Consider the following 12921-nt stretch of genomic DNA (forward strand, 5'->3'; position numbering starts at 1 on the left):
GCGGACGATCTGGTCGACGCCGGTGGGGAGGGAGAGGCCGGCGTCGATCTGGTTGAGGACGGCGGGCAGCAGGGCTTGGGCCGTGGTCCTGCCGCCGGGTTTCCGGTGCCGGGGGCGTAGGAGGGGTTCTGGTGGGTGTGGTCCACCGGCCGTAGCCTTCCGGACCGGGCCGCCGCCTGCATGTCGGCGGGGTAGGGGCGGTCGACCAGCGCGTAGACCGCTCCGCCGTACATGTAGCCGTGCGAGCAGGGCGTGGGCGGCGACAGATCGTCGGCGGCGGGCAGTGAGCTTCCCGTCAACCCGAGCGGGGTGCTGGCATCTCGACGTGTGGGTGGATCCCGCCCAGGTCCAGCCGCGTATGGACCGCGCCTGGGCGTCGATCCGAGGTCACGGGGCGCGGCGGCTCAGGCCATGCTCAGCGGCCGCTCCGACGTCGGGATCAGGTCCGCGATGGAGTCGCGGATCCGGTGCTGGTACGGCCTTCGCGACCCGTACCCCAGGGAGGCCGCGACGTTGCCGCCCGCCAGCATGCCCTGACGCACGGCATGCCGGCTGCTCATCGGGGTGAGCTTGCCGGTCCGGGTGAGGTCGGGGACGGCGGACGCGTCACCGCAGGCGTAGATCTCCGGATGGCCGGGCACGGCGAGGTGTTCGTCCACCCTGATCCTGCCCTGCTCGGCCGGCAGCCCGAGGTTGGTCACGAGCGGATCGGGGCGGACCCCGAAGCTCCACACGATCGTGCGGGTCGGGATGAACTCGCCGTCGGTGAGCCGCAGCCCCCGGGTGGTGACCTGGCCGACCGAGGTCCGCGTCCGGACCTCCACGCCGCGCGACCGCAGCGTCCGTGCCGTGGTCCGGGACAGGCGGTGCCGCATGTCGGGCAGCAGCCACTCGGCGGGATCGGCCAGGATCCAGCGGATCGGCTGCTCGCGCAACCGCGGGTCCCGGCAGGCGATCGACTGGCACAGCGACTGCCCGGCCGAGGCCGCCGCTATGCCGGCGTAACCCGCGCCGAGTACGACGAACGTGCAGCGTGTCGCGCGTTCGAAGGGATCGGTGCTCGCGGCGGCCGCGGAAAGCTGCCGGTGGATGTGATCGCGCAGGTGGAGGGCCTGGTCGACGGTGTGGAACCCGACGCTGTGCGACGAGAGCGCGGAGATCTGGGCCACCTCGCTCACGCCTCCCACCGCGACGATCAGCCGGTCGTAGTCCAGCACGCCGCCGTCGTAGAGCACGCGCCGGGCGTGGGCGTCGATGTGGGTGACCGTGCCGAGCACCACGCGCACACCGGGCAGCGTCCCGGCCAGCGGCACGCTCACCCGCTCCGGGCTGAGGACGCCCGTCATCACCTGCGGGAGCAGCTCGCGATGCTGCGCGACGCCGGTCGGATTGACCAGCACGATCTCCGCGCCGTCGCCCACCTTGCGCGACAGGGTCCGCGCCGCCTGGTATCCGGCGTCCCCGGCTCCGACGATCACGACCTGTGGCCTGTCCGGAGTCATGGTCATCTCCCCGAGACGATCGCCGGCTCCCGCCGTGCTGGCACCAGCCGTTCGTGGAATCCGCCGTCCGGGGACCGTGTGATGACCCCCGTCTCCACGCCGTGCTCGGCCACCTCCCGATCCGTCTGCTGCAGTGCGAGACAGATCCACCGGGTGATGACGAAGGCGACGACGGGACCGATGACCACGGCGAACCTGAAGAAGATCGTCACAGCGTTGACGGTCAGGTGGAACTGGTGGGCGATCTGGTCGTTGGCCGCGGCTGCCCACAGCAGGCCGTAGAACGTGATGCCGGCGACCGCGACGGCCGTCTTCACCGGCGTCTCGCGGGGCCGGTCGAGCACGTCATGCGCGCGTGTCTCGCGGGCCATGCGGCTCGTGGTCTTGGGACGGCCCAGCGCGTCACGGCGGCTGCGACGCGCGAGGAGGAGGCGCTCGGCCGTGGGGTAGGCGGCCAGGGCGGTGAAGAAGATCCCGGGTATCACGAGGGTGGGGACGAGGACCGCGAGGCTGAGTGTGTGGTCGCCGACGGTGAGCTCCCACGGGGGCATGATCCGCAGGGCGCCGTCGAGGAAGCCCATGTACCAGTCGGGAACGGAGCCCGCCGAGATCTGCGTCGGCTGGGCGGGGCCGTACAGCCAGATCGGGGCGATCTGGAAGCCGAACCCGAGGATGATCAGCATGCCGATCGTCGCGAGCGCCATCGTCGGCCGAGCGCTCCGCCGCGCCGGCATCGAGGCGACGAACCGGGAGTGGCCGTGCCGCCGCATCAGCAGTTCACGGGCGATGAGCAGCGCGGCCATGACGACCGGGAGCAGCAGGTGCCCGCCGTACATGACCGGAATGACCCTGTCGCCGGGAAAACCGGAGCCGAACAGCAGCGACATCACCCAGGTCCCCACCACGGGGATGGACTGCACCACCGACACGATCAGCCACAGGCTCCCACCCGACAGCATGTCGTCGGGCAGGGCGTTGCCGGTCTCGCCCGCGGCCATGCCGAGCGCCAGCAGCGTCACCCAGATCAGCCACTGTCCGGTGCGCGGGCGGCGGAACGCGCCGGTGAGGAACACGCGGAGCAGTTGCAGCACGACGGCCGCCACGAAGACGAGCGCCGCCCAGTGGTGGACCTGGCGGATGAGCAGGCCGCCGCGCACCTCCAGGCTCAGGTGCATGGTCGAGTCGAACGCCCTGCTGACGAAGAGTCCGCGCAGCGGGCCGTACGAGCCGTCATAGGTCACCTGGGACATGCCGGGGTCGTAGAACACCATCAGCACCGCTCCGGTCACCACCAGAACGACGAACGACCAGACGGCGATCTCCGCGAACATGAACGACCAGTGGGAGAACTGGAACGAGCGGCGGTTGGCCAGTACTGAGCGCATGTGGGCCCCCTTACGTTGCCTACTCACAAGACACATGGGTGCTGGAGTTTGTGACAGCGACGAGGTCCCGGCGACGGTGATTCGCGTCACGGCAAGCGGGGCCCGGCGCACGCTGCGGCATGCCTCCGTATATATTCATAGCAGAGAACGATTCACTTCAGTGAACGAATGTCGAGAGGGAACCCATGAACGCAGGTGTGGCCGAGCGGCTGGTGCGTTTCCAGCAGCCCGAAAAGACGCTGACCTACCTCGGGGGTCTCGACGACGCCCGCATCGCCGCCCTGTTCGGGCTGGACGACTCCGCGTACCGCGACCTGGTCGAGGGCTGCGAAGCCGCGGTACGGGAGGTCGCGGCGGACATGCTCGCCGATCCGGCGGTCGCCGGACAGGTGGACCGGCTGCCGTTCCGGCCGGGCCAGCGCGTGGTGGCGATCGGCGAGAGCACCACCGCCGACCGCCTGTCCTGGTTCGAGATCCTGCGTCACCTGCTCGCGCTGCGCCGCCCCGCGGACGCCGTCACGTTGACCAACCTCGCCGTCACGGGATGCAGCACCACCCAGGCGCTGACCCAGTTGCCCGCCCTGTCGTATCACCGTCCGGACTGGGTGCTGTGCATGCTGGGCGGCAACGACGTCCAACGTCTCGGACCCGGCGACGGCACCACGCTCGTCAGCCCGTCCGAGACCCGGCGCAACCTCGTCGCGCTGCGGGACCTCGCCACCCGGCGCGTCGCGGCCCGCTGGGTGTGGCTCACGCCGTCCGCCGTGGACGAAGACCGGGTCGCCGCGTACCCGCACTTCCAGCGGGCCCACCTCAGCTGGGCCAACGGCGACATCGACCACATCGCCGAGCACCTGAACGCCCAGCCCGAGCCCACGGTCGACACCCGCGCCGCCAGCGCCGCCCGGGCGGACGACTCGCCGCACCTCGACGACGGCCTGCACCTGACCCTCGCCGGCCAGCGCGCCGTGGCGGGCGCGTTCCTGCGCACCCTGGCGGACTGACCCGCCTCTGCCCCACCGCGGCGCGATCGCTCGATCCCCGCCCCGGCGCGGCGGTGTCCGCCGAGCCGGTGAGCTGCAGCAGCGATCCCGACCTCTTCCCGGGGTCGGCCCGCGCGGGCCGCCGAGCCGGTCAGCGTTTGACGGCCCGCAGGACGACGAACTTGCGGTCGCTCGCGGCGACCTCGCAGTTGCCGAACAGGCGGCGCAGCTTCACGTGATAGCCGAGGTGCCGGTTGGCGACCACCCAGAGCTCGCCGCCGCGGCGCAGCGCCGCGCGTGACCCGTTGAACATGCGCCAGGCCGTCGCGTCGGTCCTGGCGCGGTGCGTGTGGAACGGCGGGTTGGTCAGGATGAGGTCCACCGTGCCCGCCGGTACGCCGGACATGCCGTCGCCCGCCAGGAACGTCGCCCGGTCGCCCGCGCCCGGAGCCGCGCCCATGTCCGTGTTCGCCCGGAAGGTCGCCTCCGCCGAAGCCAGCGCCTGGTAGGACTCGTCGATGAACGTCACCTTGGCTTCGCTGTCGCTCAGCGCCGCGGCGAGCCCGATCACCCCGTTGCCGCAGCCCAGGTCCACGACGTGGCCACGGCCCCGGAGCGGCGGCAGGTTCTGCAGGAAGAACCGGGTGCCGATGTCGAGGCGGTCGGCGCAGAAGGTGCCCGCGTGGTTGGTGACGGTGAGCCCGGAGACCGCTCCGATGCCGGCGGGCAGCGCGTAGCTGCGCGGCCACGGATCGGTGCCCCGGGGCAGCCCGGGGTCGGGTGAGCAGAAGATGAGCCGCGCCTTCTTCGCCGCCAGCGAGGTCGTGGTCGGGCCGAGGACGCGTTCGAAGAGCTGGAGCGTCGAGGTGTGGATCTCGGTGACCATTCCCGCGCCGACGACCACGGTGCCCGCGTGCACGTGCGGCGCGAGACGGTGCAACTGGTCCTCCAGGAGCGACAGCCCCTTCGGCACCCGGATCAGCAGCACGTCGATCCGGGGCGGCGGCGCGTCCATGGTCGTGCGCAGCCGTACCGTGTCCTCGGCGACGCCGTTGCGGCTCAGGTTCGCCCGGGTCGCCTGCTGGGTGAGGTAGGAGTCGGTGATCTGCACGGGACGATGGCCGGCGAGCGCGGTGACCAGCGCACCCCAGCGGTCGCCCAGCACGACCACGGTGCCCGACAGGTCGGTCGGTTCGCCGTCGATCCCCTCGAGATGCCGCAGCAGGTACTCGTCGGCGGCGTCCCACGCGCGCAGCGGATCACGAGGGTCCTCGGGGAAGCGGGTGAGCGCGAACTCGCCTCTCGACGTGCTCAGATGGTTCATCGCGCCTCAGGCTAGCGAGTCACGCGCCCGCAGTGCCATTCGCGGGATCGCCGGCGCCTTTTCCTGCCGCCGAGCTCCACAAGGCTTCGCCGTGAGGCACGATGATCGTGTGACGGACGTCATTCCGGCCGAGCCGATGCCGGGCGCGGTGCGAACCGCCAGGGGCGCCATGATCCTGCAGTCGGGCTTCGGTCTTTTCTTCTTCGCCATGATGGCGGCGGCCGGCGCCCCGATGCTTCTCGTGGCGTTGCTCCCGCTCCTCCTCCTCGTCGTGGTCGCCCTGGGAGGGCTGGCATTCCGCTGCTCGTCACGCAGGAAGTGGGTGCGCTGGTGCGCCGTCGCCGTCGAGGCGGTCACGGTCGGCGGCAACATCGCCGGGCCGGTGCTCGACGGCGAGTTCGGTTGGAGGACACTGATCAACCTGGGCGTCGTCCTGCCGCTCGCGGTCGTCATCGCCCTGCTCACGCCTTCGGCGGCCCGCTGGTTCGACCGCTGACCTCGCCGTCGCTCACGTCTGTGCGGTGAGCAGGGCGTCGGCGAGACCGGTGCGCGCGTAGAGCACCGAGCGGCCGGCCCGATGGGTGCTGGTGAGGCCGGCGGCCCGCAGGGCGGTGAGGTGCTGGGACACGCCCGCCGCGGAAAGGCCCGAGCGGCGGGCGAGTTCGGTGGTCGAGGCGGGCGTGTCGAGTTCGGCCAGGATCAACGCCCGGGAACGGCCGAGCACGGCGGTGAGGGCGTCCAGTCGCGCATGGGTCCGGCGCTCCCACAACGTGCCGATCCCGCGCGCCGGATAGGCGAGCTGCGGCGGTTCGGACGCGACGGACCGGGTCAGCACCCGTGGCCAGGCGAAGACCGACGGCACCAGGAGCAGTCCGGCTCCGGTCTCGATCCTGGTGACGGCGCAGTGCCGCTCCTCCAGGTGGAGGCTGCCGCCGGCCCAGCGCACCGTGTGGTGCAGCTCGTCCAGCGCCTGGGCCGTGCCCTGCTCGGCGACCTGGCGGCCCCGGTGGAAGAGGTCCGCCTCCAGGACCGCGCGGATCCTCGCCCAGTAGGGCGCTATCGCCAGCGCCCAGTAGGTCTCGATCTCCGCGACGATCCGCGGCAGGCAGGTGTGCGGGGCCCGGTGAAGGCCGCGCAGCCGGGGGGACAGGACGCCGTCGCGCTCCGCGGCCAGGTGGTCGAGGTCCAGCCGTACCTGCTGGGGATCGGTGGCCGCGATGGCGGCCAGCTCGTCGGCAAGGCCGGGGGAGCGGGTCGTCGGCGCCGGGTTGAGGAAGTCGGGGAGGTGGCCGGCGGGCGGGATCATGTCGGCCAGCCAGCCGCGATCGAGGCCCGCGGCCGCGAGCCGGGGACGTACCTGGTCGGCCCAGCCGCGGTGCGGGCGCGGCACCACGGCGGCGGCCAGCGCCCGGAAGCTGGTGACGACCTCCCACATGGGTGAGACGGCGAACCGGGTCTCGGCCAGATCGTTCACCGAAAAGGCCAGCCGCGTCTTCATGCCGCCTCCGCTGCTTCCAGGATTCGGTCACAGCTTAATCAGTGGACCTTCGGTCCTCCGCCCAGCAGCATCCCAGGAGCAGGTGCCGACCACCCGAACACCTGAACAACCCGAAAGGCAGTCACGCGCATGTCCGTTGACCTTCCCGCCCCCGCCGCCGCAGCCGCCGACGCGACTCCCGCGAGCCGGAGCAAGGCGCGGCTGTTCCGCGCGTTGAGCGCCGAGTCCGTACTGGTGCTGCCCAACGCCTGGGACGCCGGCAGCGCGGCCGTCATCGCCGCCGCCGGCGCCACGGCGATCGCCACGACCAGCGGCGGCGTCTCGTGGTCGCTGGGCCGCGGGGACGGCCAGCGGCTCGGCCGGGGCGAGATGATGGAGGCCGCGCGCCGCGTCGTGGACTCCGTCGACGTGCCGGTGACGGTCGACGTGGAGGGCGGCTACGGACCGGCTCCGGCGGACGTCGCCGCGACCGTGCGGGCGGTGGTCGAGGCCGGAGCGGTGGGCGTCAATCTGGAGGACTCCACAGCCGTCGGGGGTCCCCTGTTCGACGTCGCCGAGCAGGGCGCCAGGCTGCGCGCCGCCAGGGACGCCGCGACCGGAGCGGGCCTGCCGGAGCTGTTCGTCAACGCCCGCACCGACGTCTTCCTGTTCGGGATCGGCGCACCGGACGGCCGGCTGGGTGAGGTGCTGGAGCGCACGGCGGCGTACGCCGAGGCGGGAGCCGACGGGATCTTCGTTCCCGGCCTGCTCGACCTGGACGTGCTGAGCGCCCTCTGCGCGGCCTCGCCGCTGCCGGTCAACGCGATGGCCGTCGCCGGCGGGCCGACTGTCGCCGAGCTCGCGCAGGCCGGGGTACGCAGGGTCAGCCTGGGCACCGCGTTGGCCCAGGCCGCCTACACCGCGGCCAGCAGAGCCGCCGCGGAGCTGCTCGGCACGGGGGGCCTCACAGCGCTGGACGGCTCACTGGGCTTCGGCGAACTCGACGTCCTGTTCCGCCGTTGACTCGCGGGCCGGTGCGTCAGTCCGGCGCCCAGTACTTCTGACGCACCTGCTCAAGCTGCTGGACCACCGGCTTCCAGGAGCTGGGCAGCGTGTAGCGGCTGGCGCGGTGGCCCCGGTAGGCGAGCGTGTAGGTGAGGAAGTCCGCTCCTTGCGGCCGCGCTTCCGAACGGCCCACGCGCAGGTGCTTCAGATGGCCGCGCAACGTCCGTATCTCCTTGCCGGTGAGGCACTTGTCCACGGTGGGCCCCGTACGGCGGCTCACCCGTGCGCACCCGTCGGTGTAGACGATCACGCGATCCTTGAACCCCGCGAAGCCGCCCGTCTCGCGCAGCTCCACCAGCACTTTCTTCTGTACGGTCGCCGCCTGCGCCGGCGGCGCCATGATCGCGCTCATGGCCACGGCGAACGATGCCGCGAGCGCTGTATGCCTGCTCCTCATGCCTCTTAGACGTACCGGACCGGCCGGCGGCTCACGAGTCCTGGCGCGTGGTAGACACGCGTTCGACGACCTCGACTGGCAGGCGGTCGAGGCCGCGCTGCCCCACACCGACGACGAGCGGGAGGAAGGCTGGTACGGCTACCCGCTCGTCGGCGAGGTGACCCGGCTCGACCTCAGGCCGGCGCGGTCCGTGGGCGGCGCGGTGGTCTCGGTCGAGGTGCGCGGTGTCGTGGACGACGTGCTCCGGGGGCAGCTGGAGCTCGCCTGCGACATAGCCGCCACGTACGACATGAGGCCCAGGTAGGGGAGAGGGTCCCGAGCCTGGGCCCCGCCGCTGCCCCGGCCGCTACGCGGAGCGAGGGCCGCCCGGAGCGATCCCGCCCTGAGCGATCCCGCCCCGAGCGATCCCGCCCCGAGCGATCCCGCCCGGAGCGATTCCGCCCGGGGTGGGGAGCAGGTCCGCGAACAGCTCGTCCCTGGAGGCCGCCGCGGCGTCCTCGGCTGTCGTGACCGCCGTGAGGATGGCGTGGGCCAGGCTCGTCGCGTCGAGCCGTCTCCGGCTGCGCGGAGAGATCTCCAGCCGCACGAGGGTGCCGACCGCGTCGGTGAAGGCCGTGATCCCGCCGTCGTCGGCCCGGCCGGAGAACTCGGCGGCGCTCCATTCCTCCACCCTGGCCTCCGCTCGCGCGGCGGCGGAGATCAGCGCGTCCAGCCGCGCCTGCGCCTCCTCGAACTCCTTGATCCCGTCAGGCCCTTCCATCGCTCAGTCTCCTAGCAGCACGTTGCGGATGTAACCGTCGAGCGGGTCGGCGGCGTCGGCGCTCGTGGTGCCCCGCGCCGGGCCCGCGAGATCCTCGACGACCTCCGTCAGCCGGTCGCCCATCGCGCGGTGAGCCGCGGCGATCGCCTCCTGGACGGCATGCGCGAGCTGCACGTGGTCGAGGCCGCGCAGGCCGCGCGGATCGATGGACAGCCCGCGCAGGCGCCCGCTGCCGCTCACCTCGGCGCGGACCACTCCTGACGGGTCGGTGCCCGCCAGCCGCTCCTCCTCCAGCCCGCTCAACGCCTCGTTCAGGGCGCGATTCCAGCCGTCGGCCTCGCGCAGCAGGCGGGTGAGGTCCTCCGGCCCGTTCGCGGCGAACGCCTTGACGTCCCTCATGTGGCGCTCCTGGCCGGCGGGTGGCTCTTGGCCGGGGCGTCGGTCTTGGACATGGGGACCCAGTACTCGTCCACCTGGGCGGGGTCCGCGATCGCGTCGGTGAGGTGCAGGTCGCGCGCGCCCCGTGCCGGGTCACCGGAGCGATAGAAGGCGCCTCTCAGGTCGTTGAGCTTCAGCTCCAGCTTGTTGAGCTCGCTCTCGTACTTGGTGTAGACGTCGGCGAACTGCTTGACGAGGTTGCCGAGCCCGCTGAGGAACAGGGTGATCTGGCTCATCAGGGCGATCCTGCCGAGGGGGTGGGCGCTCATCGTGGCCACCGCGCGCAGGAGGGGGGCCGAGGCGGCGTACAACCCGAACACCGACAGGTCGTAATCCATCACCTCCTTGTACTGGCTGTGCATCGTGCTGCTCATCTCACCGGAGATCTTGCCGAGCTGGCCGTACAGGCCGTTGACGTTGAAGCGGACGTACTGCTGGAGGGTCTGCTGCGCCAGGCCCTTCCAGTTGGGCGTGATGTCGTCGAAGAACGAGCGCCACAGGTCGGACCGGCTGCCCTCCAGCGCCCCGGCCATGTCCTTCCACAGCTCGCGGCGCAGGTAGAACAGGAACGGGTTGCCCATGTTGAGGGTGGCCGCCACGTCGAGCGCGAGCGCGGCCACGCCGAGCCCCGAGACGGCCATCGCGGCCCGGTTGCTCTGGCGCAGTGGGTTCAGCCCCTGGAGCAGCCGCCGGTAGAAGCCGGGGTCGGCAGGCTGCGCGGGGCTGATCGTGATGGTCCGCTGCACGGTGCCGTGGGCGTTGGTGATGTGCAGTTGCCGGTCGCCCGGGGGCGCGGTGTGACCCGGCAGGATGAGCTTCGGCGGTTCGCCCGATGGACCCGACGGAACCGTCATCGCGGATTCCTCCTCACGCGGGGGTGCTGTGGTGGTCGGCGGCGGCGTAGTTGTCGGCGGCCTTGACGATCTTGCCGCTGTCGGTGCGCAACAACCCGGACAGGATGCCGGCGCAGTCCTTCCAGGTGTCGGAGATGATGTTGAACCGGTCGACGAACAACAACCCGGCTATGGGCACGCCGGCCATGGGGGTGAGCTGCCAGCCCTCGAAGCGGGGAGTCCAGTGCTTGACGGTGTCCACGCCGGTGGCCGAGCTGTCCATGGTGCCGGCGAACTTCCGCACGAACGCCTCGTTGACGTCGTAGCCGCCGGGGCCGCGGCCCGTGTCGTCCGGTATCGCCGCCTGTCGGGCGGACGCGGCCCGTGCCGGCTGCGCTCGCAGGCTCTGCGGGAGGCAGGCGGGTGGCGGGCAGGCGGGGGTGTGGGGGCACGGGCTCACCATGGACGGCGAACTGACCGTGAGTGACTGAAGATCATCTGACACGCGCTCTTTGTATCATCACCGTTCAGAGTCGCCGGAGGCGCCCGTGTCCTGAGGTGCATCATTCGTTTGCCGCCCCTTGGCGTCCATGAGCGGATGCCAGGGGTACGTCCCCCCTCGTGGGGCGATCTTCGGGCCCCGGAGGGAGGACGACCATGTACGCGACGGTACGCCGATACGAGGGAGTCACCGATCCCGCCGAGGCGGGACGCCGGGTGAAGGAGGAGTTCCTGCCGCTCCTCCGCGACGTCCCCGGGTTCGTGGCCTACTACTGGGTCGACGCCGGGGACGGGGTGATGCTGTCCACCAGCGTCTTCGAGGACGAGGCCGGGGCCGAGGAGTCCACCAAGCGGGCCGCCGACTACGTGCGGGAGAGCATGGCCTCCCTGCTGCCGAACGCTCCTCAGGTCACGGCGGGGGAGGTCGTGGCGGCCGGGTAGCGCCCGGCCCCGGTCAGAGCGCCCCGGCGCCGAAGTCCGCGGCGTGGTCGCGGGCCCACTCGCCGTACGTCCGGGCGGGCCGGCCGGTGACCTTCGCGACCGTGTCCGTGGGCGGCGCTGGCCGGTCCACGGCGGCGGCGGTCTCGCGGATCACGGCCTCGGCGACCTGCGGCGTCGTCCAGGCGCTGAGCTCCGCCCGGTAGTGCTCCAGATCCTGGACGTCGAAGCGGACCGGGCGGCCGACGGCATCGCCGATCAGCTCGGCCTGACGCCTGCGGGTGACCAGTTCCGGCCCGGTCAGCGTGTACGCCGCGCCCTCGTGCCCCGGCTCGGTCAGGGCGCGGACGGCGACCGCCGCGATGTCGGCCTCGTGCACGGGCGCCGACCGTGACTCCGGGAACGGGTCCCGTACCACCCCCTCGGCCCGGACAGAGGGGGCCCACTGCAGCGTGTTGGTGGCGAACCCGCCCGGTCGCAGGAACGTCCAGGCGACGCCGGAGCGGGTCACGGCCCGCTCCGCGTCGCCGTGCATGCGGCTGATCGCGTCGGCCGAGGCGGGATCGTGGAGCAGCGCGGACAGCAGGACGATGTGCTCGACCCCGGCGGACGCGGCGGCGGCGACGAAGTCGTCCACGCCGCGCGGCTCGGCGTACAGGAAGACCTTGCCGACGCCCGCGAGCGCCTGGTCGAAGGTGCCCGGGTCGGCGAGGTCGCAGTGCGTCGTCTCCACCCCGGCGGGCACGCGGGCCGCGCCCGGGTCGCGGCCGGCCGCGCGGATCGGCTGTCCCGCGGCGAGAAGCTGTCGTACGAGGCTGCGCGCGACGTGTCCGCGCGCTCCGGTGACCAGAATCGTCATGCGACCAGCCTGGCCGCGGTCCGGAGACGCCGGGTAGGCACCCACGGGCCTGGGACTCGGAGTACCAGGCCATGATGGAAGACGATGAACAGGGAGGAACTCGGCGGCTTCCTGCGGAGCAGGCGCGAACGGGTCAGACCCGGCGAGGTGGGGCTGGCTCCCGGCAGCCGGCGCCAGACACCGGGGCTGCGGCGCGAGGAGGTCGCGCTGCTGGCCGGGATCTCGGTCGACTACTACATCCGGCTGGAGCAGGGCCGCGGGCCCCAGCCGTCCGCGCAGGTGCTCGCCGCGCTGAGCCGCACGCTTCGCCTGACCGACGACGAGCACGACTACCTGCTGCGCATGGGCGACCAGGCCCCGGCGCGGGCGGGCTCCTCCTCCGAGGTGCCCGCCAACGCGCTGCGCCTGCTGGACCGCCTCGACGAGTACCCCGCCATGATCGTCAACGTCTGCTGGGACGTGCTCGCGTGGAACGAGATGGTGGTCGCCCTGATCGGTGACCTGGGAGCCAATCCGCCCCGGGAGCGCAACACGCTGCGATGGCTGTTCGGCGACTCGCCGAGCCGGCCGCACAACTGGATCGAGCACGCCCGACAGGCCGTCGCCGACCTGCGGGCCAGCGGCCGCTACCCGGACGACCCCGACGTACGGCAGATCGTGGACGAGTTGACGTCGACCAGCCGGCTGTTCCGCGAGCTGTGGGCGGAGCGGGAGGTCGAGGTGCAGCGGACCATGACGAAGAGGACCGTGCACCCCTGGGTGGGGGAGATCGAGCTCGACTGCGAGATCCTGTCCGTCCCCGGCGGCGACCATCGCATCATCCTCTACACCGCCGCCCCCGGCACGCCCTCCCACGATGCGCTCAAGCGGCTGCGATCGTGGCGCGGCCGGCCGCTCAGACATGGCGGATGCGGAATTCCCTCTGGAAATACCGACATATAAACCGAAAGCCTTTTTAT

General features: G+C 71.9%; 16 protein-coding genes. 6 read left to right on the plus strand and 10 right to left on the minus strand.

Annotated elements, in window-relative coordinates; translation table 11 throughout:
- Positions 1-404: 404 nt before the first annotated feature.
- Positions 405-1502, minus strand: coding sequence for an NAD(P)/FAD-dependent oxidoreductase (locus tag HTZ77_RS20170; RefSeq protein WP_175591157.1), 1098 nt, complete (start codon positions 1500-1502; stop codon positions 405-407).
- A gap of 2 nt (positions 1503-1504) precedes the next feature.
- Positions 1505-2887, minus strand: coding sequence for a cytochrome b (locus HTZ77_RS20175; protein WP_175591158.1), 1383 nt, complete (start codon positions 2885-2887; stop codon positions 1505-1507).
- A 185-nt stretch (positions 2888-3072) separates the two neighbouring features.
- Between HTZ77_RS20175 and HTZ77_RS20180 the strand changes: the two genes are divergently transcribed.
- Positions 3073-3891 carry an SGNH/GDSL hydrolase family protein gene (locus HTZ77_RS20180; RefSeq protein ID WP_175591159.1) on the plus strand — a complete coding sequence of 273 codons (819 nt, stop codon included), beginning with the start codon at positions 3073-3075 and terminating at the stop codon, positions 3889-3891.
- Positions 3892-4021: 130 nt separating this feature from the next.
- On the opposite strand, the gene HTZ77_RS20185 is transcribed toward HTZ77_RS20180, so the two are convergent.
- Entirely contained in the window at positions 4022-5194 is a 1173-nt protein-coding gene (locus tag HTZ77_RS20185) for a methyltransferase (RefSeq protein ID WP_175591160.1), read from the minus strand.
- 109 nt (positions 5195-5303) lie between these two features.
- Between HTZ77_RS20185 and HTZ77_RS20190 the strand changes: the two genes are divergently transcribed.
- On the plus strand, positions 5304-5690 hold the full coding sequence (locus HTZ77_RS20190) for a hypothetical protein (RefSeq protein WP_175591161.1): 387 nt from the start codon (positions 5304-5306) through the stop codon (positions 5688-5690).
- Between the two features lie 12 nt (positions 5691-5702).
- Here HTZ77_RS20190 and HTZ77_RS20195 read toward each other — a convergent pair whose 3' ends face one another.
- Positions 5703-6692 carry an ArsR/SmtB family transcription factor gene (locus HTZ77_RS20195; RefSeq protein WP_175591162.1) on the minus strand — a complete coding sequence of 330 codons (990 nt, stop codon included), beginning with the start codon at positions 6690-6692 and terminating at the stop codon, positions 5703-5705.
- Positions 6693-6821: 129 nt separating this feature from the next.
- Between HTZ77_RS20195 and HTZ77_RS20200 the strand changes: the two genes are divergently transcribed.
- Positions 6822-7694, plus strand: coding sequence for an isocitrate lyase/PEP mutase family protein (locus tag HTZ77_RS20200; RefSeq protein ID WP_175591163.1), 873 nt, complete (start codon positions 6822-6824; stop codon positions 7692-7694).
- Positions 7695-7710: 16 nt separating this feature from the next.
- Here HTZ77_RS20200 and HTZ77_RS20205 read toward each other — a convergent pair whose 3' ends face one another.
- Positions 7711-8088, minus strand: coding sequence for a hypothetical protein (locus HTZ77_RS20205; RefSeq protein WP_175591164.1), 378 nt, complete (start codon positions 8086-8088; stop codon positions 7711-7713).
- Here HTZ77_RS20205 and HTZ77_RS20210 point away from each other — a divergent pair.
- A complete protein-coding gene (locus tag HTZ77_RS20210) occupies positions 8087-8437 on the plus strand; it encodes a hypothetical protein (protein WP_175591165.1) in 351 nt (116 codons plus the stop codon). The two genes, HTZ77_RS20205 and HTZ77_RS20210, sit on opposite strands and share 2 nt — an antisense overlap.
- 42 nt (positions 8438-8479) lie before the next feature.
- Here HTZ77_RS20210 and HTZ77_RS20215 read toward each other — a convergent pair whose 3' ends face one another.
- Genes HTZ77_RS20215 through HTZ77_RS20230 form a run of 4 tightly spaced genes read right to left on the minus strand, consistent with a single transcriptional unit; the run spans position 8480 to position 10669 of the window.
- Positions 8480-8893, minus strand: a complete 414-nt coding sequence (locus HTZ77_RS20215; RefSeq protein ID WP_175591166.1) for a YbaB/EbfC family nucleoid-associated protein — start codon at positions 8891-8893, stop codon at positions 8480-8482.
- Between the two features lie 3 nt (positions 8894-8896).
- Positions 8897-9292: a YbaB/EbfC family nucleoid-associated protein gene (locus HTZ77_RS20220; protein ID WP_175591167.1), complete on the minus strand. Its 396-nt coding sequence runs from the start codon at positions 9290-9292 to the stop codon at positions 8897-8899.
- Positions 9289-10185, minus strand: coding sequence for a hypothetical protein (locus tag HTZ77_RS20225; RefSeq protein WP_175591168.1), 897 nt, complete (start codon positions 10183-10185; stop codon positions 9289-9291). Before HTZ77_RS20225 ends, HTZ77_RS20220 begins: the two co-directional genes overlap by 4 nt.
- A 13-nt stretch (positions 10186-10198) precedes the next feature.
- Complete coding sequence (locus HTZ77_RS20230) at positions 10199-10669, minus strand: hypothetical protein (RefSeq protein WP_175591169.1); 471 nt, start codon at positions 10667-10669, stop codon at positions 10199-10201.
- A gap of 152 nt (positions 10670-10821) precedes the next feature.
- Here HTZ77_RS20230 and HTZ77_RS20235 point away from each other — a divergent pair, with 152 nt between their 5' ends.
- Positions 10822-11106 (plus strand): hypothetical protein, encoded by a 285-nt coding sequence (locus tag HTZ77_RS20235; protein WP_175591170.1) that lies wholly within the window; start codon positions 10822-10824, stop codon positions 11104-11106.
- A 13-nt stretch (positions 11107-11119) separates the two neighbouring features.
- Here HTZ77_RS20235 and HTZ77_RS20240 read toward each other — a convergent pair whose 3' ends face one another.
- The gene (locus tag HTZ77_RS20240; protein WP_175591171.1) at positions 11120-11962 is read right to left on the minus strand and encodes an NAD(P)H-binding protein; all 843 of its coding nucleotides are present in this window, start codon (positions 11960-11962) and stop codon (positions 11120-11122) included.
- Between the two features lie 84 nt (positions 11963-12046).
- On the opposite strand from HTZ77_RS20240, the gene HTZ77_RS20245 reads away from it, so the two are divergent.
- Positions 12047-12904 carry a helix-turn-helix transcriptional regulator gene (locus tag HTZ77_RS20245; RefSeq protein ID WP_175591172.1) on the plus strand — a complete coding sequence of 286 codons (858 nt, stop codon included), beginning with the start codon at positions 12047-12049 and terminating at the stop codon, positions 12902-12904.
- Positions 12905-12921: the final 17 nt, after the last annotated feature.

The sequence above is a fragment of the Nonomuraea montanisoli genome (assembly GCF_013363975.1).
Classification (GTDB): domain Bacteria; phylum Actinomycetota; class Actinomycetes; order Streptosporangiales; family Streptosporangiaceae; genus Nonomuraea; species Nonomuraea montanisoli.